This window comes from Streptomyces flavochromogenes (genome assembly GCF_000717595.1).
Lineage (GTDB): Bacteria > Actinomycetota > Actinomycetes > Streptomycetales > Streptomycetaceae > Streptomyces > Streptomyces flavochromogenes.
Window position 1 is genome coordinate 131,627 of record NZ_JNZO01000001.1, and the last position, 21,264, is coordinate 152,890.

General features: G+C 73.7%; 6 protein-coding genes. 2 read left to right on the forward strand and 4 right to left on the reverse strand.

Annotated features, from left to right (window positions below; translation table 11 throughout):
• Window positions 1-68 precede the first annotated feature (68 nt).
• Window positions 69-1,766, forward strand: coding sequence for an ABC transporter ATP-binding protein (locus tag IF00_RS0100480; protein ID WP_030312976.1), 1,698 nt, complete (start codon window positions 69-71; stop codon window positions 1,764-1,766).
• Window positions 1,767-1,840: 74 nt separating this feature from the next.
• On the forward strand, window positions 1,841-3,670 hold the full coding sequence (locus IF00_RS0100485) for an ABC transporter ATP-binding protein (RefSeq protein ID WP_051819653.1): 1,830 nt from the start codon (window positions 1,841-1,843) through the stop codon (window positions 3,668-3,670).
• Between the two features lie 231 nt (window positions 3,671-3,901).
• On the opposite strand, the gene IF00_RS0100490 is transcribed toward IF00_RS0100485, so the two are convergent.
• The 4 genes from IF00_RS0100490 to IF00_RS0100505 form a co-directional block, all read right to left on the reverse strand.
• Window positions 3,902-4,111, reverse strand: coding sequence for an MbtH family protein (locus IF00_RS0100490; protein WP_030312978.1), 210 nt, complete (start codon window positions 4,109-4,111; stop codon window positions 3,902-3,904).
• Window positions 4,108-18,456: a non-ribosomal peptide synthetase gene (locus IF00_RS0100495; protein WP_030312979.1), complete on the reverse strand. Its 14,349-nt coding sequence runs from the start codon at window positions 18,454-18,456 to the stop codon at window positions 4,108-4,110. The genes IF00_RS0100490 and IF00_RS0100495 overlap by 4 nt, the downstream gene beginning before the upstream one ends.
• A gap of 144 nt (window positions 18,457-18,600) precedes the next feature.
• Complete coding sequence (locus IF00_RS0100500; protein ID WP_051819587.1) at window positions 18,601-19,662, reverse strand: iron-siderophore ABC transporter substrate-binding protein; 1,062 nt, start codon at window positions 19,660-19,662, stop codon at window positions 18,601-18,603.
• Window positions 19,663-19,767: 105 nt separating this feature from the next.
• Window positions 19,768-21,159, reverse strand: coding sequence for a lysine N(6)-hydroxylase/L-ornithine N(5)-oxygenase family protein (locus IF00_RS0100505; RefSeq protein WP_030312981.1), 1,392 nt, complete (start codon window positions 21,157-21,159; stop codon window positions 19,768-19,770).
• Between the last annotated feature and the right edge of the window lie 105 nt (window positions 21,160-21,264).

Genomic DNA, 21,264 nt, shown 5'->3' on the forward strand with positions numbered 1-21,264 from the left:
CACCCCGACCCCGGCCGAACTCAGAGTAGGCTTACCTAACCAACCATCTACCTCCGTGAAGGAGTCTCATGCCAACGGGCGGACCGACGGGGGGACTTGTCCTCCGCCAGGCGATCAGAGGACAACGCCGGCGAGTGATCACGGCGTCTCTGCTCGGTATGACCCACCAGGGCTGCGAGGCCCTGGTGCCGGTGGTCATCGGCGCCACCATCGACACGGCAGTCGCCACCGGCTCCGCTTCGGCGCTGCTCCGCCTGCTCATCGTCCTCGCCGTGCTCTTCCTGGTCCTGTCGACCTGCTACCGCATCAGCGCCCGGATCACCGAGGGCAGCGGCGAACTCGCCGCGCACCGGCTCCGGCTCGACCTGGCCGCCCGGGTGCTCGACCCCCGGGGCGGCGCCGACGCGAACCGCCTCCCCGGCGCGCTGACCAGCATCGCCACCAACGACGCCCGCCGCGTGGGCTCGGTGGCCACCGTCATCGCGTACGGGGTGTCGGTGGTCGCCGCCCTCGTGATCAGTGCCGTCGCGCTCCTCAGGATCTCCGTCCCCCTCGGTCTGCTCGTCCTCCTCGGCATCCCGCCACTGCTGTGGCTCGGGCACCGCATCAGCCGGCCGCTCGAACAGCGCAGCGAGGCCGAGCAGGAGCGGGCCGCCCACGCCTCGGGCGTCGCCGCCGACCTCGTCTCCGGACTCCGCGTCCTCAAGGGCATGGGCGCCGAGTCGGCGGCCGTGGCCCGCTACCGCACCACGAGCCAGGACTCGTTGTCCGCCGCCCTGCGCGCCGCGCGCAGCCGGGCCGGACACGAGGGCGCCGTCCTCGCCCTGACCGGCGTCTTCATCGCCGTCATCGGCGTGGTCGGCGCGTACCTCGCCATGGACGGCAGCATCAGCGTCGGCGACCTGGTCGCCGCCGTCGGTCTCGCGCAGTTCCTCCTCGGTCCGTTCCAGCTCCTCGGCTACGTGAACGCCGAACTCGCCCAGGGCCGCGCCTCGGCCAAACGGATCGCCGAGGTACTCGCCTCGCCCGAGGCCGTCGGGACCGGACACGACGTACCCGCCGACGGAGCCGCCGGACATGTCGCCCTGCGCGGGGTGACGCTGGGCGCGCTCCGCGGCGTCGACCTCGAACTCCCGGCCGGCAGCCTGACCGGGATCGTCGCCCGTGACGCCGCCGCCGCCAACGACCTCCTCGTCTGCCTGGCCCGTGAGGCGGACCCCTCCGAGGGCGCCGTCGAGCTCGACGGCGCGCCGCTGACCTCGCTCGACCCCGACGCGCTGCGCCGGGTCGTCCTGGTCGCCCACCACGACGCCGACCTGTTCGAGAGCACGCTGCTCGACAACGTCCGGGCCGGGGCCGCCGGCGACACCTCCGCCGTCGAGCGGGCCCTGAAGGCCTCGGCCGCCGACGACGTCGCCCGGCTCCTCCCGGACGGCGGGGACACCCTCCTCGCCGAACGCGGCCGCTCGCTCTCCGGCGGTCAGCGCCAGCGCGTCGCCCTCGCCCGCGCGCTCGCCGCCGACCGGACCGTCCTCGTGCTGCACGACCCGACGACGGCGGTGGACACCGTCACCGAGTCCCACATCGCCGCCCGGCTGCGCGAGGTCCGCCGCGACCGCACCACGATCCTGGTCACCACCAGCCCCGCCCTCCTCGCCGTGACCGACCGCGTGATCGTCCTGGAGGACGGCGCGGTGCGGGCGACCGGTCGCCACAGCGAACTCCTCGCGGCCGACGCGACGTACCGCGCGGCGGTGCTCGCATGACGCTCGCCGACGAGACACGGACCGACAGCCCGCCGCGGCAGGACGAAGGACGGACGAGGGAGACGGAACAGACCATGAGCGGAACCAGCACGGACCGCGTGCTCCTGCCGACCGCCACCGGCGCCGAGTCCGTCGCTGCGCTCCGCGCCATGCTGCACGGCCATCGGCTCCTCGCCGTGGCGGCGCTCGCCGTCCTCGTCGCCGGCACCGCCGTCGGACTGCTCACCGCTCCCCTGCTCGGACACATCGTGGACCTCGTGGTCGACAGGAAGGGCGCGGCCGCACTCACCCTCCCCCTGGTCCTGCTCGTGGTCGTCGCCGTCGCGCGGGGCGCGGCCGCGGCCGTCGGCAGCACCCTCGTGGCCCGGCTGGGCGAGACCGTCCTGGCCGCCCTGCGGGAGCAGTTCATCGAGCGGGCGCTGCGGCTGCCGCTCGACCGGGTCGAGGCGGCCGGCTCGGGCGACCTGGTGTCCCGGGTCACCAGCGACGTGTCGATGATCGGCAAGTCGGTGCGTCAGGCCCTGCCGGAGTTCAGCCGCTCCGCCCTGACGATCCTGCTCACCTTCGTCGGACTCGCCGTCCTCGACTGGCGCTTCCTGATCGCGGCGCTCCTCGCGTCCCCGGTCCAGGTGATCTCGGTACGCTGGTACATGCGCCGGGCCGCGCCCGTGTACGGCGAGCACCGCGTCGCCACCGGCGCCCTGCAGCACCAGCTGCTCGACAGCGTCGGCGGCGTCCGGACCGTACGGGCGTTCCGCCTCGACGACACCCACACCGACCTGCTGGAGCAGCGGTCCGCGGCCGCCCGCGACCTGGGCCTGCGGGGCATCCACATCGTCACCGGGTTCTTCTCCCGGCTCAACCTGGCCGAGTTCATCGGTCTCGCCGCGATGCTCGCGACCGGCTTCGTGCTGGTCGACGACGACTCCGTCAGCATCGGTACGGCCACGGCCGCCGCGCTGTACTTCCACAGCCTCTTCAACCCGATCAACGCGACCCTGTACCTCCTGGACGACGCGCAGTCGGCGGGGGCGAGCTTCGCCCGCCTCGTCGGCGTGTCGAACCTTCCGGCGGAGCAGGCCGAGAGCGAGGCGCACGCCCTCGCCGACGGCTCGGTCGAGGTGTCCGGGCTCAGCCACGCGTACGGATCCGGCGCGCCGGTCCTGCACGAGGTCGACCTGCGGGTGCGGAGCGGGGAGCGGGTGGCCCTGGTGGGCGCGAGCGGCGCCGGCAAGACCACCCTGGCCAAGCTCATCGCCGGCGTCCACAGCCCCACCGGGGGCTCGATCGCCCTCGGCGGCATCGACACCGGGGAGCTGGGCCCGGCCGGGGTCCGCCGCTCGGTGGCGCTCATCAGCCAGGAGGTGCACGTCTTCGCCGGAACTCTCGCCGACGACCTGCGCCTCGCCCGGCCCGAGGCCGACGACGAGCAGCTTCGCGCGGCGCTCGACCGCGTCGACGCGCTGGAGTGGGCCGAGGCGCTGCCCGAGGGCCTCGCCACGGTCGTCGGGGAGGGGGGCCACCGGCTGACGGTGACGCAGGCGCAGCACCTGGCCCTGGCCCGGCTGGTCCTGGCGGACCCGCCGATCGCGATCCTCGACGAGGCCACCGCCGACGCGGGCAGCGCCGGAGCGCGCGTCCTGGAGGAGGCCGCGGCGAGGGCCCTGGAGGGCCGCACGGGGCTGCTCGTCGCGCACCGGCTGCCGCAGGCCGCGGCCGCCGACCGGGTGGTCGTCCTCGACCAGGGCCGGGTCGTGGAGACCGGCACGCACGAGGAGCTGGTGGCGGCGGGCGGCCGGTACGCCGTCCTGTGGGCCGCGTGGTCGGCCAGCCGCCGGGAGCCCGGAGAGCAGGTGCCGCGGCCGGCTCAGGACCCTGACACCGAGGCCTCACCGGTCGCCTGAGACCGCGAGCGGCACGCCGAAGGGGGCGGTACGACGAGAGTCGTACCGCCCCCTTCGTGCTGCCCGCTCCTCGACAGGTAACCGCCGTTCGGTGGGCACGGCGACTGCGGTGCGGCACGACGGCTCGGCGGTCGTCGCACCACGCCGCACCCGCCACCACGTGACACCGCCGCCCGCGAGGGGAGTTCCCCCCGCGGGCGGCGGTCGCTGTCAGGGCCCGGTGGTGCCGGGTCAGTCCTGGAGGGCGATGAGGCTCGCCGGGCGCAGATCGGTCCAGTGGGTCTCCACGTAGGCCAGGCACCCCTCGCGGGTGTCCTCGCCGAAGACGGTCCGCCACCCGGCGGGAACCTCGGCGAAGGAGGGCCACAGCGAGTGCTGGTTCTCGTCGTTGACCAGAACCAGGAAGCGGCCCTGCGGGTCCTCGAACGGGTTGGTGCTCATGCGTTCTCACTCCTCTTGTGTGTCACACCGAACAGCTGGGACAGGGGCTGTTCGGAGTCGTCCGTCACGGTGCGCAGCAGGGTCTGGAGTTCCTCGGCGAGCCGCCGCGCCTTCTCCGCGCCGAGCCGCTCCTTCGCGTGGATCAGGCCGCAGTGCACGGGGCCTTCGCCGCGGGGCTCGTAGAAGCTGAGGGTCAGCTCCGCGCGGGTGGATCCGGTCGGCACGGCGACCAGGTCGCCGACGCCCCCTTCGAGGCGCTCCAGGTCGGCCTGCTCGTGGTGGATCACCATCACCTGGGGGCCCTCCGGCCGCAGGCCGACGGTGCGGACGACCTCGTCGAAGGGGACGTCCTGGCGGTCGAGGGCGCTCAGCGTGGTCTCCCGTACGCGGGTCAGGAGCTCCGCGAAGGAGGGATCGCCCGCCGTGTCGGTGCGCAGCACGACCGTGTTGAAGAAGCAGCCGACGAGGTCGGCGAGCTGGTCGTCGCCGCGCCCGGCGACCATCGTGCCGATGGGCAGGTCGGTGCCCGCTCCGTGGCTGGTGAGCAGGGCGGCGAGGGCCGCGTGCAGCACCATGAACATGCTGGTGCCGGTGGCCTGCGCGAGCCGGTCCACGTCCGCGTGCAGCCGCTCGTCGAGCGTGAACTCCACGACTCCGGCGGCCCGGCTCCCCCGCTGTGCGGGCACGGAGGTCCGGGCCTCCGTCGGCAGGGCCAGCTCGCGTGGCGCGTCGGCGAGCGTCCGCCGCCAGTACGCCAGTTGGCGGCCGCCCCGGCTGTCGGGGTCGGTCGGGTCTCCGAGGACGTCGCCGGCCCAGCGGGCGTAGTCGCCGTAGCTCACGGGGAGCGGCTGCCAGTCGGGCGCCCGCCCGGCCGTCCGCGCCCCGTACGCGGTGGTGAGGTCGCGGAACAGGGGGACCACCGACCACTCGTCGACGGCCAGGTAGTGCAGGGTGAGCAGCACCGCCTGGGCGCCGTCGGCGCCGGTGAGGAGCCGGGCCCGCAGCGGGGCCTCCCGCTCCAGGTCCGGTGTGGCGGCCGCCAGTTCGGTGAGCCGTACGTCGAGGTCCGCGCACTGCTCCACGGTCAGGTCCGGTGCCTCGACGGCCCGGCGGACGAGGGTTCCGTCGCGGTCGGTGAAGGCGGTGCGGAGCGGTTCGTGGCGGGCGGTCACGTCGGCGAGCGCCGCGGCGAGCGCGTCGGCGTCCAGGCCGCCGGGCGAGCGCAGGACGAGTGCGTGGTCGAAGCCGGGGTCGCGCCGGTACGCCTGCCACTGCCACCGCTGTACGGGCGCCACCGGCGGCTCGGTGCCGTCGGCGGCCCCGGGCTCGGCCGGGCGCAGGGCAGGACGTGCCGCGCTCGCGCCCTCCAGCTTGCCCGCGATGCCGGCGACGGTGAGTGCGTCGAAGACGTCACGGATGCTCAGTTCGACGCCGAACTCGGCGCGGATGCGGCCCAGGAGACGCATGGAGGCCATGGAGTGGCCGCCGAGGGCGAAGAAGCTGTCGTGCACGCCGACGGCGTCCAGCTTGAGGATCTCGCAGAACAGCTCCGCGATCCGTGCCTGCGTCTCGGTCGCGGGAGCGGCGTCGCCGGTCATGGCCGACCAGTCCGGCACGGGCAGCGCCTTGTGGTCCAGCTTGCCGTTCGGGGTGAGCGGCAGCGGGCCGTCGAGCGGGACGACGAGCGCGGGGACCATGTACTCGGGCAGGACCGCGGCGACATGGGCGCGGAGTTCCTGGGGGTCGGGCGCGGGGGCGGCGCCCGGTTCGGGTACGGCGTAGCCGACGAGGCGGACGATGTCGCCGTCGCGGTCGGGCAGGACGGCGGCCTGGGCGACCGCCGGGTGCCCGGCGAGGGCGGCCTCGATCTCGCCCAGTTCGATGCGGAAGCCGCGGATCTTGACCTGGGTGTCGACCCGGCCGAGGAAGTCCAGGTTGCCGTCGGCGCGCCAGCGGGCCCGGTCGCCGGTGCGGTACATGCGGCTGCCGGGGGCGCCGTACGGGTCGGCGACGAACCGTTCCGAGCTGAGCCGGGCCTGCCCGAGGTAGCCCCGGGCGAGGCCGCGCCCGGCCACGTACAGCTCGCCGATCACACCCGGCGGGACGGGCCGGAGGTGCTCGTCGAGGACGTAGCAGCGGGTGTTGGGGTCCGGGCGGCCGATGGGCACGCGGCCGGTGGCGTGGCCGCCGTGCTCGCGGGCGGGCCACAGGGTGGAGTTGACGGTCGCCTCGGTGAGCCCGTACGCGCAGATCAGGTTCGCGGTGGCGCCGAAGCGTTCGAAGAGGTCCGGGGGCACGGTCTCGGTGCCGACCAGGACGGTCGACCCTTCGGGCAGGCGGCAGCCGGGCGGCAGGGCCGAGACCAGCGAGGGCGGCAGGATCATATGGGTGATCCGCTGGTCTTCGAGGAAGTCGGTGAGGGCGGGTCCGGCGACCCGGGCCTCGTCGGTGATGAGGACGAGCCGTCCGCCGTGGCAGAGGGCCATGGCCAGTTCGAACGCGAAGACGTCGAAGCCGATGGAGGCGAACTGGAGGACCCGGCTGTCGTGTTCCAGGCCCATCCGGTCGACCGCCGTGGCGACCAGGCTGGCGATCCCCTCGTGCGGGACGACGACGCCCTTGGGCCGGCCGGTGGAGCCGGAGGTGTAGATCACGTACGCGGCCTGGTCGAGGCCCGCCGGTCCGCCGGCCGGCGGCGTCACGGGCAGGGCGTCGAGCTCGGCGGCGACGTCCGGGGCGTCGAGCAGCAGCACCGGGACGCCGTCGACGCCGGGGATCTTCCCGGCGACGGGCTCGGTGCCGACCACGACGGCGGCGCCGGAGTTCTCGATCATGTAGCTGAGGCGGTCGCCGGGATGGACGAGGTCCAGCGGCAGGAACGCGGCACCGAGCTTCAGGGCGGCCACGACCGTGGCGATCATGTCGACCGAGCGCGGGACGGCCACGCCGACGACGCTCTCGGCGCCGACACCGCGGGCGGCGAGCAGCCGGGCGAGCCGGTTGGCGCGGGCGTCGAGCTGCGCGTACGTCACCGAACGGGAGCGCTCGACGACGGCGACGGCGTCGGGGCGCTCGGCCACCCAGCGGGCGAAGAGCGCCGGCAGGGTCTCCTCCTCGACCTCGCGGGGCGGACCGTTGAAGCCTTCGAGGACGAGGTGGTGCTCCTCGTCGGTGACGATCCCGGCCTCGGACAGCGGCCGGTCGGGGGCCGCCACCAGGAGCGCGGTCAGCCTGGCGAGGCGGTCGCCGATGCGCTCGGCGGTCTCCTGGTCGAAGAGTTCGGTGGCGAACTCCAGGCGGCAGCCGAGGGAGTCGGCGGCGCCGTCGGCCGAGGTGTGCTCGGTGAAGCTGAACACGAGGTCGAACTTGGCGGTGCCGATCCGGTGCGGCAGATAGCCGACGTCGAGTCCCGGCAGCCGCAGGGTCTCGTCCGTACGGGCGTGGTAGCCGACCATCACCTGGAACAGCGGGTTCCGGGAGAGGGAGCGGGTCGGGTTGAGCTTCTCCACGACCGACTCGAAGGGCACGTCCGCGTGGGAGAACGCGGCGAGGTCCGTCTCCCGGACCCGGCCGAGGAGTTCGGTGAAGGACGGGTCGCCGCCGAGGTCGGTGCGGAGCACCAGGGTGTTGACGAAGAAGCCGACGAGCTCGTCGAGTGCCTCGTCGCCGCGGCCCGCGATGGGCGCGCCGAGCGGGATGTCGGTGCCGGCGCCGAGCCTGTGGAGCAGGGCGGCGACGGCCGCGTGCGCGACCATGAACATGCTGGCGCCGGTGTCGCGGGCGAGCCGCCGCAGGCCCTCGTGGACGGTGCGGTCGAAGGTGATGTCGAGTTCGGCGCCGGTGAAGGCCGGGCGGGCGGGCCGCGGCCGGTCGGTGGGGAGTTCCAGTTCCTCGGGGGCGCCTGCCAGGGCCGTGCGCCAGTGCTCCAGCTGCCGGGCGGCGAGGCTGCCGGGGTCGGTGGGGTCGCCAAGGAGCTTCTGCTGCCAGAGGGCGTAGTCGGCGTACTGGACGGGCAGCGGCCCCCAGTCGGGCGCGGCGGCCGCGAGGCGGGCGGTGTAGGCGGTGGTCAGGTCCCGGAGGAAGGGGCGGTCGGACCACTCGTCGGTGGTGATGTGGTGGAGCAGCAGGACGACGACGTGCTCGTCGGGCGCCACCTCCACGACCGTGGCGCGGATCGGCAGTTCGGAGGCGAGGTCGAACGGCCGCCGCACGGCGGCGTCCACGATGCCGGGCACCTCGTCCTCGGTGCCGCGCAGATGCTCGACGACCGGGGCGGCCGTACCGGCGGGCAGGATCCGCTGATACGCCTGACCGTCGCTCTCGCGCTCGGCGAAGAGCGTCCGCAGGGCCTCGTGACGGTCGGTCACGTCGGCGAGGGCGGCACTCCACGCGGCGCGGTCGAAGGTGCCGCGCAGCCGCATGACCAGGGGGAAGTTGTAGGCGGCGGAGGTGCACTCGATCTGCTGGATGACCCACAGGCGCTGCTGGGCGTGCGAGAGCGGCAGTTCGTCGGGCCGCTCGGCCGCGACGAGGGCCGGGCGGGCGGCGCCGCGCGAGGCGGCCGCCCGCTCGACGAGTTCGGCGACGGTCGGCGCCTCGAACAGGTCGCGGATCGCCAGCTCGGCGTCGAGGGCGGTACGGGCCCGGCTGACGAGCCGGGTGGCGAGGAGCGAGTGTCCGCCGAGGTCGAAGAAGTCGCTGTCGATGCCGACGCTGCCCTCGGTCAGGCCGAGGACTTCCGCGAAGAGCCCGCACAGGGTCTCCTCCTGCGGGGTGCGCGGGGCGCGGCTCCGGCCCGTGCCGGTGAGGTCCGGGGCGGGCAGGGCTTTGACGTCGAGCTTGCCGTTGACGGTCAGCGGCAGGGTGGCGACGGGGACCAGGGCCGCCGGGACCATGTAGTCGGGGAGGCGGGACTTGAGGTGCTCGCGGAGGCGCTTGACGAGGGCGTCGTCGTCCTCGCCGCCGGGGGTGGCGTCCGCGGATCCGACGGCGCCGTCCTCCCGTACGGCCGTGGCGTCCTCCCGCGCGAAGTAGCCGACGAGGCGCTTGGTGCCGGCGGTCTCGTGGACGACGACGGCCGCGTGGGCGACCTCGGGGTGGGTGGACAGCGCCGTCGAGATCTCGCCGAGTTCGACGCGGTAGCCGCGGATCTTGACCTGGTCGTCGGTGCGGCCGAGGAAGTCGAGCAGTCCGTCGGGGCGCTGGCGGACGAGGTCGCCCGTGCGGTACATGCGCTCTCCGGGCTGCCCGAAGGGGTCGGCCACGAACCGCTCGGCGTTCAGCACGGCCCGGTCGTGGTAGCCGCGGGCGAGGCCGGTGCCGGCGATGTAGAGCTCGCCGGGGCAGCCCGGCGGGACGGGCCGCAGCATCGTGTCGAGGACATGGGCGCGGGTGTTGCGGATGGGCCTGCCGACGGTCGGGGTGGCGCTCTCGGTGGTGGAGCCGCCGAGGGTGTTGATCGTGTACTCGGTGGGGCCGTAGAGGTTGTACCCGTACGTGCCCTCGGTGCGGCGCAGCTGCGTCCACACGGTGTCGGAGACGGCCTCGCCGCCGAGCAGGACGAGCGCCGGCCGGTGCCTGCCCGCGACCTCGTCCTGGTCGAGGAGTCCCTCCTCGATGAGGAGCTGGGCATAGGTGGGCGTCACGTTGACGACGTCGACGCGGTGCTCGTCGCAGTAGGCGACCAGTGCTTCGGCGTCGCGGCGGAGGTCCTCGTCGCAGACGTGCACCTCGTGTCCCTCGACGAGCCAGAGCAGTTCCTCCCACGACATGTCGAAGGCGAAGGACACGGTGTGCGCGATGCGCAGGCGCCGGCCTCCGGCGGAGGCGATGGCCGGGTCGAAGATCTCCTTCTGGTGGTTCAGCTGCATGTTCGTCAGGCCCCGGTAGGGGGTGACGACGCCCTTGGGGCGGCCGGTGGAGCCGGAGGTGTAGATGACGTACGCCGGGAACTCCAGGCGGTCGGGCACCCCGTGGGCGAAGGCGGGGCGCTCGGCGTCGGTGATCCCGTCCCCGGGGAGCGCGGCGAGTTCGGCGAGCACGGCCTCGTCGTCGAGGAGGACTTCGAGGGCGACGGGGCCGTCCTCCCCCCGCAGCGTCGGCGCCACGGCGGCGGTGGACACCAGGCAGAGCGGCCCGGTGTCCTCGGCCATCAGCCGCAGCCGGTCGGCGGGGTGGTCGAGGTCGAGCGGCAGGTACGCGGCGCCGGTCCGCAGGACCGCGAACAGCGCGGCGACCATCTCGATGGACCGGGGCAGCGCGAGCGCCACGACCTTCTCGGGCCCGGCGCCCCGGGCGAGCAGCAGCCGGGCGAGCCGGTTGACCTGCGCGTCGAGTTCGGCGTACGTGAGGGCGCGCTCGCCGAAGACCAGCGCGACCGCGTCCGGGGTCCGGGCGACCTGGGCGGTGAGCATGTCGGCGACGGTCTCGTCCGGCACCGGCTCGCGGCCCGACTCCCGGGCGGTGCGCAGGGCGGCGCTCTCCTCCGGGAGGAGCAGGTCCACGCCGACGGTGCGCGCGGATGCGGCGGTGGGTCCGGCGAGGGCCTCGCCGAGGCGGTCGAGGACCGCGGTGAACCGGGCGAGGATCGTGCCGGCGGCGTCGGCGGCGAAGAGGTCGGGGCGGGCGGCCAGGGTGATCTTCAGGCGGGCGCCCGGGGTGACGATCAGCGTGAGCGGGAAGTGGGTGCCGTCCACGTTCGACACGTCGGTGATGCCGTGGCGTTCGCGGAGGGCGGCGGCGCGGTCCTCGCCGTCGGCCGAGCGGAGGACGAAGAGCGTGTCGAAGAGGCGGCGGTGGCCGGATTCCTGCTGGAGGGTGCCCAGGCCCACGTACTCGTACGGCATGACGGCGGCTCGCTCGGACTGCATGCGGCGCAGCAGGGTGAGCAGGGGCTCCTCGGGGCTGAAGGCGACCCGGGCGGGGATCGTGTTCAGGAACATGCCGATGATGCCGGCCACGTGGGGGACATCCGCCGGGCGTCCGGCGACGGCCGTGCCGAAGGCGACGTCGGCGCGGCCCGTCATGGCCGAGAGCACCAGGGCCCAGGCCGCGTTGAGGACGGTGTTCAGGGTGAGTCCGTGCCGGCGGGCGACGGTGCGGAGCCGGTCGCCGGCCTCCTGGGTGAGGAGGGCGTCGAAGTCCACCGGGATGACCGGGCCGGAATCCCGCCCGGACGGGGCGAGCAGGGTCGGCTCGGCGAAGCCGGCGAGGGCCCCGCGCCAGGCGTCGAGGGCGGCCGAGGTGTCCTGGGCATCCAGCCAGGCGAGGTGGTCGCGGTACGAGCCGGGCTGCGGGAGGCCCGTGGGGTCACCGGCCCGCTCGTACAGGGTGAACAGCTCTTCGAGGAACAGCCAGGCGGACCAGCCGTCCCAGAGGATGAGGTGGTGGGTGACGACGAGCTTGTCCCGGCCGTCGCCGAGGCGGATGAGGAGAAGTCGGCAGAGGGGCGCGGCGGAGAGGTCGAAGCGCTGCCTGCGGTCGGCGGCGAGGAGTTCCTCGGTCCGGGTCCGCTGCTCGTCGGCGGGCAGGCCGGAGAGGTCGGCCTCGACGAGCGGGATCTCGGCGCCGTCCACGATGAACTGGACGGGGCGGGGCAGGCCGTCGCTGGTGAATCCGGCGCGGAGGCCGGTGTTGCGGTCGAGGAGGGTACGGCAGGCGGCGCGCAGCCGGTCGGCGTCGATCCGGCTGTCGAGATCCAGGGTCTCCTGGGACTGGTAGACGTCGAGCGCGTCGCCCGCGTCGTAGGTGGCATGGAAGTACATGCCCTCCTGGAGCGGGGAGAGCGGCCAGATGTCCGCGACGGGCAGCCCGGCGGCGGCGTGGACGCGGGCGGTCTCCTCCGGGGTGAGTTCGGGTCCGCCGAGCGGCGCGGGAGCCGGGGGTTCCGGGGCCGGGGGCGCCGTGGGCGGCGCTGCGGCGGTCAGCTGGTCGAGGAGGGCCCGCAGTGCGGGGTCGACGGCGGCGCCGGACTGCTGTTGGAGGGCGAGGACGGCCTGGAGGGCGGCGGCTGCCTGCCCGGCGTCGGAGGCGGAGACGGTCACGCCGTCGGAGTGCACGGGTACCTCGGTGGAGTCGGTGGTCGGGGGCGCCGCGGCGTCCCCGTGGGTGGCGGCGGCCGCGGCGAGGGCGGCGGGCGTGCGGTGCTCGAACACGTCGCGGGGGCTGAGCGTCAGACCCCGCTCACGCGCCCGCGTGGCGACGGCGATGGAGCTGAGGCTGTCGCCGCCGAGGACGAAGAAGTCGTCGTCGACGCCGGTTCCCGGGACGCCGAGGACCGCGTCGAAGATCGCGCACAGGGCGCGCTCGCGGTCGTCGCGCGGCGCGCGGCCGGCGGCTCGGGGGGCGATCTCGGGTGCGGGCAGGGCGTTCTGGTCGAGCTTGCCACTGGGTGTGAGCGGCAGTTCGTCGAGGACGACGACGGCGCTCGGCACCATCGGCGCGGGCAGCGCCTCGGTGAGGGCCGCGTGCAGGGCATCGGAGGCGGGAGTGGCGCCGGGGGCGGGGACGGCGTAGCCGACGAGGGCGCCTTCGCGGACGATCACCGCCGCGCGGGCCACACCGGTCAGCCCCGCCAGGGCGGTCTCGATCTCGCCCGGCTCGACGCGGTTGCCGCGGATCTTGACCTGACGGTCGGTGCGGCCGAGGTACTCGACGGCGCCGTCGGCGCGGCGGCGCACGAGGTCCCCGGTGCGGTACATCCGCTCCCCCGGCGCTCCGAACGGGTCGGCGACGAACCGTTCGGCGGTGAGGCCGGGGCGGTCGTGGTAGCCGCGGGCCAGCTGGACGCCGGCGAGGTGGAGCTCGCCGGGCACGCCGTCGGGCACCGGGCGCAGGAACGGGTCGAGGACGTGGAGCCGGGTGTTCCAGACGGGCCGGCCGATCGGAACGGCCGGCTCGGCGCTGCCGTCGTAGGGGAAGAAGGTGACGTCGACGGCCGCCTCGGTGGGGCCGTACAGGTTGTGCAGGGGTACGGGGGTGCGCCCGGCGCGGGAGGTCAGCTCCCACCAGCGGCGGGCGTCGGCTCCGGTGAGCGCCTCGCCGCTGCAGAAGACCCGGCGCAGGCTCGCCGCCCAGTCCGGGGCGTCCGCGGCCGATTCCATGACCTGGACGAACGCGGCCAGCATCGACGGTACGAAGTGCGTGGTGGTGACGGCCCGTTCGGCGATGAGACGGGCCAGGTACGCGGGGTCGCGGTGTCCGTCCGGGCGGGCGAGGACGACGGTCGCGCCCTCGGTCAGCGCCCAGAAGAACTCCCACACCGACACGTCGAAGCTGGACGGGGTCTTCTGGAGGACCCGGTCGTCGGCGGTGAGCCCGTAGGCGCCCTGCATCCAGGCGAGCCGGTTGACGACGGCGCGGTGGGTGACGGCGACGCCCTTGGGGCGGCCGGTGGAGCCGGAGGTGTAGATGAGGTAGGCGGGGTGGTCGGGGCCGGCGGCCCGTAGGGGGGCGTCGGCGGGAGTTCCGGCCGGCTCCCCCTCACCGACGACGATCCGTTCGGGCGTGGCCTCGGCGGGGAGGCGTCCGGCGGCCTCGGCGGTCGTCACGACGAGCCGCGCGCCCGAGTCGGCGAGCATGAACGCCACCCGGTCGGCGGGGTAGTCGAGGTCGACCGGCAGGTAGGCGGCGCCGGCCTTGTGGACGCCGAGCAGGGCGACCATCAGTTCGGCAGAGCGCGGGACGGCGACGGCCACGTACTGCTCGGGGCCCGCGCCGCGCGCCCGGAGGCGCCGGGCCAGGGCCTCGGCCCGCCGGTCGAGTTCGGCGTAGCTGAGGGTGGTGTCCTCGAAGACGACGGCGGGGGCGTCCGGGGTACGGGCGGCCTGGTCGGCGAAGAGCGAGGCGAGGGTCGCCGCGGGGACGGGCCGCTCGGTGGCGTTGAGCTCGGCGAGGTGCGCGCGCTCGCGGCCGGACAGCAGGTCGGTCTGGGCGACGAGCCGGTCGGGCTCGGCCACCACGGTCCGGAGCAGGGCGGTGAACCGGTTGGCGAGGACGGCCACCGCCACCTGGTCGAGACGGTTCGCGTCGTGCTTGAGGCGGAGCAGCAGACCGGCGTCGGCGGGCTCGACGACGAGCGCCAGCGGGTAGTGGACGGCGTCGAGGACCTCGGCGCCGGTGATGAGCGGCGCGTCGGCGTCCCGCCCGGACTGCTGCTCACCGGTGGGGTGGTTCTCGAACACCACGAGGGTGTCGAAGAGTTCGCCGACGCCCGCGATCCGCTGGATGTCGGCGAGCCCCAGGTGCTGGTGGTCGAGGAGGGCCGTGTGCTCGTCCTGGACGCGGCGGAGCAGCTCGGTCAGTGTCTCCTCGGGGCGGAGGGTCACCCGGGCGGGGACGGTGTTGATGAACAGGCCGACGGCGGAGTCCAGTCCCGTGACCTCGGTGGTCCGCCCGGAGACGGTGGTGCCGAAGACGACGTCCCGTCCGCCGGTCAGGCCGCCGAGGAACAGGCCCCAGACACCGTGCAGGACGCTGCTCAGGGTGAGGCCCCGGGTCCTGGCGTACGCGGTCAGCCCGTCGGTGAGGTCGCGCGGCAGTCGGGTGTCGACCTGCTCGGGGCGGGCGGGCGCTCGGGTGTCGTCGGGGGTGGCGAGCGCGGGGAGCCGGGTCGGTTCCGTGAGCCCGGAGAGGGCCAGGCGCCAGGCCTCGCCCGCGGCGTCCCGGTCACGGCCGGCCAGCCAGGAGAGGTACGGCTCCGGGGCCGCGGGGGCGGGGAGTTCGGCGCCCCGGTAGGCCTCGGTCAGCTCCCGCAGCAGGATGCCGACCGACCAGCCGTCGGCGACGATGTGGTGCAGGGTGAGGAGCAGCCGCCGGCGAGGTCCGTCCGTGACGAGCGTGGCGCGCAGGAGGGGCGGTCGGCCGAGGTCGAAGGGTTCGGCGCGGTCGGCGCGGAGGATGTCGTCGAGACCGGTGTCGGCGGTGTCGGCCTCGCGCCACGGGAGGGTCACGTGGTCGGCGAGCCGCTGGACGACCTCGCCGCCGGGAAGCTGGCGGAAGGAGGCGCGCAGCAGGGGGTGCCGGTCCAGGAGGAGCTGGAGGGCGGCGCGGAGGCGGCCGGGTTCGACGGCGCCGTTCAGGTCGAGGAGTTCTTGGACGAAGTACAGGTCGGCGGTCTGCCGGTCGAACTCCGCGTGGAAGAAGAAACCTTCCTGGAGCGGGGAGACGGGCAGGGCGTCCGCGTCGAGGACGACCTGGGGGCGGGCCGGGGCGGCGGGGGCCTCCCCGACGGTCCTGGCCAGGGCCGCGACGGTCCGGCTCCGGAACACGTCGCGCGGGGTGAGGGCGAGACCGGCCTCACGGGCACGGTTGACGAGCTGGATGGCGACGATGCTGTCGCCGCCGAGTTCGAAGAAGCTGTCGTGGACGCCGACCGTCGGCAGGCCGAGGACGTCGGCGAACAGCGCGGCCAGCGCGGCCTCGGCGGGGGTGGTCGGAGTGTCGGTGCCGGTCAGGGAGGTCCACCGGGGCTCGGGCAGGGCCTTGGCGTCGAGCTTGCCGTTGGGGGTCAGCGGCAGCGGGCCGTCGAGGACGACGGCGGCGGTCGGCACCATGTAGTCGGGCAGGGCGTCGGTCACGCGGGCACGTGCGGCGGTCACGGCCGCCTCGCCGCCCTCGTCCGCCGCTCCGTCCGGAACCAGGTACGCGACCAGCCGTTTCACTCCCCGGTGGTCCTCGCGGGCCATGACGGCGGCCTGGGCGATGCCCTCGCAGGCCATGAACGCGCTCTCGATCTCGCCCGGCTCCACACGGTGGCCGCGGATCTTGATCTGGCCGTCGGCACGGCCGAGGAACTCCAGGTTGCCGTCCGCGCCCCAGCGGACCCGGTCGCCCGTGCGGTACATGCGGGTGCCGGGAGGCCCGTAGGGATCGGCGACGAACCGTTCCGAGGTCAGCGCGTGGCGGCCGAGGTAGCCGCGTGCGAGGCCGCGCCCGGACACGTACAGCTCTCCCTCCGCGCCGACGGGGACGGGCCGGAGCGCCGTGTCGAGGACGTACGCGCGCGTGTTGGGGTCCGGTCGGCCGATGGGCGCGGGTCCCGGGCGGTCGGGGTCGGCGAGCCAGAGCGTGGAGTTGACGGTGGCCTCGGTGAGTCCGTACGCGACGACGACCCGGAGCCTGCCGCCCCAGCGGGCGATCAGCTCGCTGGGGACGGCCTCGGTGCCGACGACGAGGACGGCTCCCTGCGGGAGTTCGCACTCCTGCGGGAGCGCGGAGACGAGCGAGGGCGGCAGGATCATGTGGGTGGCGCGGTGGCGGGCGATGTACTCGGTGAGCGCGGGGCCCGCGACGCGGCGCTCGGCGGGGACCACGACGATCCGTCCGCCGACGCACAGCGACATGATCAGGTCCCAGACCGTCACGTCGAATCCGACGGAGGCGAACTGGACGACCCGGCTCTCGGCGGTGATGCCGATCCGGTCGGTGGCGGTGGCGATGAGGCTGCCGACGCCGTCGTGCGAGACGACGACGCCCTTGGGGCGGCCCGTGGAGCCGGAGGTGTAGATGACGTACGCGGCCTGGTCGAGGGCGACCGCCGGTCCGGGCGCGGGGTCGGCCGCGGCGGCGAGGGCGGCCTCGACGGCCGGGTCGTCGAGCAGCAGGCGCGTGACACCCGCCGTCTCCGGGAGGTCGCCGGCGAGGTCGCGCACGGTGACGACGGTGCGGGCCCCGGCGTCGGACAGCATGTAGGCGATGCGGTCCTGCGGGTGGTCCGCGTCCAGCGGCAGATAGGCGGCGCCCGCCTTCATCACGGCGAGCAGGGCCACCACGAGCTCCGGTGAGCGGGGCAGGGCCACGCCCACCACGTCCTCGGCACCGACGCCCCGGGAGCGGAGGAGCCGGGCGAGCCGGTCGGCGTCGTCGTCGAGTGCGGCGTACGTCAGCTCCCGGTCCTCGCAGACGAGCGCGACGGCGTCGGGGCTCCGGCGGACCTGTCGTTCGAACGCGGCGGGCCAGGAGAGTTCGGGGACCTCGCGGGGTGCGGCGCCGAACTCGTCGAGGAGGCGGGCGCGTTCGGCATGGGTGGTGAGTTCGATGCGGCCGAGGGGGCGGTCCAGGTCGGCGGCGAAGTCGTCGAGGAGGGCGAGGAAGCGGCGCTCGTGGTCGGCGAGGGTGGGGGCGTCGCAGGCGTCGGCGTCCACGTCGAGGTGGACCGTGTATCCGCGGCCGTCCGTGCCCTCGGCGAAGCTGAACGCCAGGTCGCTCACCGGGCCGAGCCATTCCGGGCGGAGTTCCGCCCGATGGCCGGCGAAGCGGAGGTCCTCCGAGCGGGGCAGGATGTTGACGGTCGGGCCGACGAGCTCCGGTACGCCGTCGACGAGGCCGAGTTCCCTTGCGAGGTCCTCGGCGCGGTAGCGCCCGTGGGTGACGGCGTCGGCGACGGTCTCGCGCACCTGGGCGACGAGGGCGGCGCCGGTCGTGCCGGGGTGGACGGCGAGGCGCAGCGGGACGATGTTGGACACCATGCCGGGGACGGTCGCGGAGACCTCGTCCTCGCGGGCGGCGACCGGCAGGCCGAGGACGAGGTCCTGTTCTCCGGCGGCGCGGTGCAGATGGGCGGCGACGGCCGCGAGCAGGATCCGGGAGGGCCGTACGCCCGCGGTCCGGGCGGCGGCGTTCAGCCGCTCGACGGTCTCGGGGGACAGCTCGGTGGTCCGGCGCAGCCGCCGGGTCATGGGGGTGGCGGCCCGGTCGACGAGCCGGACGGGCTCGGTCCGGCCCGCCATCCGCTCCAGCCACCAGGCGCGGTCGGCGGCGTGCCGGTCGGAGGCGCGGTACGCGCGGTCGGCGGCGACGAGCCGGGAGAGCGACCAGTCGCGGGGCTCGGACGCCTCGTCTCCCGAGCTGTACAGTTCGCCGGCCCGCCGGGTGACGAGCGCGACGCCCATCCCGTCCACGACGATGTGGTGGTAGCGCTGGCACCACAGGACGCGGTCGTCGGCGAGCCGCAGCAGGGCATGGGCGAAGAGCGGGTCGAGCGCGAGGTTCACCGGCCGGTCGCGGTCGGCGGCCATCCACGCTGCGGCGGCCTCGTCGGGGTCGGCGGCGTCGCGCAGGTCGACGACGGCGACGTCGACGGGAAGGGTGAGGGTACGGGGCGTCTGGCGCGGCCCGTCGTCTCCGGGGGTGACCCGTACGTGCAGGCACTCGGCCTCTTCGACGGCCTGGCGGACGGCGGCGGCCAGGCGGTCGAGGTCGGTGGCACCGCGGAGGTGCAGCGCGAAGACGATGTTGTAGGCGGAGCTGTCCGGTTCGATCTGCTGGGCCAGCCAGATGCCGGATTGCCCGCCGGTGACGGGGAGGCCGGAGGGGGTGTTCCGGTCCGACGACTCGACGTCAAACATCGTACGAAGTGGCCTTTCCCTGGAGGTGCGTGGCAGACGGTGACGGCACAAGCGCCGACGGCGTGGCGAGAGTTCCGCCACGCCGTCGGTCGGGTCGGCTGCCGGCTGGTGGCACGTCAGCCGGAGTGGTTCAGCTGGTGCGCGTCATTTGACAGCCGCGAGCAGCGGCTCGATCTGGTCGATGGCGTACGGGATCGACAGAACGGTGTTGAAGGAGAACGCGGCGCCGATGTCCGGGTCCTGGTACGGCACGAACAGGTCGCGCTTCTCCTGGTTGACCTTCAGCTTCTTGTAGAGCGGCTCGGCCTTGATCCGGTCGTTGGCCTCGGTGCTGGAGGTGACCCAGACGAGCCGGTCGACGTCCAGGACGTTGAGCTTCTCCGCGCTGAGCTCGGCGACGTTGAAGCCCGGCTTGGACAGCGTGTCGATCTCCGGCTTGAGCTTGAAGCCGAGCTCCTGGAAGAAGATCGACTTGGGGTCGATCTTCGTGAACGCCGAGTACTTACCGGCCTCGAAGCTGTCGGCGACGGCGAGCGTCTTGGTGGCCCACTCGGGGTGCTTCTCGCGGGCCGCCTTGAAGCGGGCGTCGATGTCCGAGATGAGCTTGGCGGCTTCGGCGTCCTTGCCCAGCGACTTGCCGATCTGCTGGGTCATCAGCTGCCAGGGGGCCCCGTAGTCCGGGTGGTCCTTGGGTTGGGCGACGACCTTGGTGAACTTGGAGAGCGTGTCGTACTGCTCCTTCTTCATCCCCGAGTACTGGGCGATCACGAGGTCGGGCTTCAGGGCCGCGATCTTCTCGATGTTGTACTCGTCGCGCTCACCGACGATCTGCGGGGTGTTCGCACCCCACTTGTCCTTGGTCCAGGGCCACTTGCCGTACGGCTTCTCCTTGAACCAGTCGACCGAGCCGGCCGGCGTGACGCCGAGCGCGAGCACCGCGTCCTGGTCGGAGAGGCCGAGGGTGACGATCGTCTTCGGCTCCTTGTCGATGGTCGTGGAGCCGTACTTGTGCTCGACCGTGACGGGGAACGCCGCGGGCTTGGCTCCCCCGTCGGCGGCGGCCGACGTGGTGGAGGGGGACGGCGAGTCGGACTTCTCGGTCCCGCCGCCGCAGGCGGAGAGGGCGAGGGCCGCCACGGCGAGAACGGCTACGCGGGGAGCGGATCTGGCGAACCGCGCCAGAGCGGGACGTGCACCAGCGGACACGGACGTTCCTTTCGGGGATTCACAGTGCTGCCACGCCTGCCGGGGCACGGGAAACCGCGTGACGGGAGTGGCGATCGGCGCGTGGGGGGGTGGAGGCGGGTGGCGCTAGCGCGCCGTGCCCACGCCGTCGACCACGGACCTGACCTCGTCGGCGGAAGGAGGGGCGGGGACGGAGGCGGAGGCGGTGGGGCCGGCCGGAACGGGAGCCCGGTCGAGGACCGAGCCGAGGATCTCGCCGACCCTGATCGCGGTGTTGGAGAGCAGCGACGAGGTGATGCCGTGGGTGTGCTCGGTGCCGCCCTGGAGGTAGATCCCGCAGCGCAGCTCGGGGTCGGTGGCCAGCCGGTAGTCCCGCTCGACGCGGACCCGGCCCTGGTCGTCGCGGTGGCAGCGGTCGCCGACCGGGCCGAGGAGCCCGAGGGGCTCGGCGGGGGTGTACCCCGTGGCGTAGACGACGACGTCGGCCTCCAGCACGGTCTCCTCGCCGGTGACGAGGGAGGTGACGAAGGCGCGAACCTTGTCCGGGCCGTCCTCGACGCCGGTGAGCCGCGAGATGTTGATGAAGCGCAGTCGCTCGGTGCCGAGGACCTTCTCCTGGTACGCCTGCCGGTACAGGTCGTCGATGAGATCGATGTCCACCACGGAGTAGTTGGTGTTCCCGTGATAGCCCATCAGCTTGCGCTTGATGTCGTCGGGAGCGGTGAAGTACTCGTCGACCGCCTCGGGGTCGAAGATCCGGTTGGCGAAGGCGCTGTCGTCGGCGGGGCTGTAGCCGTACCGCGAGAAGACGGCGCAGATCTCGGCCTCGGGGAAGCGGCGGTGCAGATAGGCCACGTTCTCGGCGGCGCTCTGTCCGGCTCCGACGACGACGATCCGCTCGGGATTCGTGCCCTCCAGGCCCTCGACCTTGCGGAGCAGGTCGGAGTTGTGCCAGACGCGGTCGCTGCGCTCGACGCCCTCCGGCATCTTCGGCCGAAGTCCCGTACCGAGTACGAGGTTTCGGGCGCGGTGGACGACCAGCTCGTCACCGGCGCGGGCGGTCACGTCGAGGTACTCGACGACGCCGTCACGCTCGACCGGTTCCACGGAGACGATCTCGTGGCCGTAGGAGACCATGTCGTCGACCTTGGACGCGGCCCACTCGAAGTAGTCGTGGAACTCGACGCGCAGCGGGAAGAGGTTCTTGTGGTTGACGAAGTCGATCAGCCGGCCCTTGCTCTGCAGGTAGCAGAGGAAGCTGTATTCGCTGGTCGGGTTGCGCAGCGTCACCAGGTCCTTGAGGAAGGACACCTGCATGGTCGCGTCGTCGATCAGCATGCCGCGGTGCCAGCCGAACTGCGGCTGACGCTCGAAGAAGTGGGCGGTGACCGCTTCCTCTCTTCCGACGCGTGCGTTGTGCTCGCTGAGCGCTATCGCCATGGCCACATTGGACGGCCCGAAGCCGATACCGATGAGGTCGTGGACCAGAGGTGCGTCACCAGGAGAGCCCTGCGACATGTCACTCCCATCGTGCGGGAAAGAAGCGGGGGAACGGGGCATCGAGCACACCGGCGTCACCGGCAGCCCCGCATAACTTAGGTAAAGCTAACCTGATTAAGCGTG

Bases quoted from the DNA above. Each gene is read 5' to 3' on its own strand.
- IF00_RS0100480 (WP_030312976.1), top strand. From the start codon at position 69: ATGCCAACGGGCGGACCGACGGGGGGACTTGTCCTCCGCCAGGCGATC.
- IF00_RS0100485 (WP_051819653.1), top strand. From the start codon at position 1,841: ATGAGCGGAACCAGCACGGACCGCGTGCTCCTGCCGACCGCCACCGGC.
- IF00_RS0100490 (WP_030312978.1), bottom strand. From the start codon at position 4,111: ATGAGCACCAACCCGTTCGAGGACCCGCAGGGCCGCTTCCTGGTTCTG.
- IF00_RS0100495 (WP_030312979.1), bottom strand. From the start codon at position 18,456: ATGTTTGACGTCGAGTCGTCGGACCGGAACACCCCCTCCGGCCTCCCC.
- IF00_RS0100505 (WP_030312981.1), bottom strand. From the start codon at position 21,159: ATGTCGCAGGGCTCTCCTGGTGACGCACCTCTGGTCCACGACCTCATC.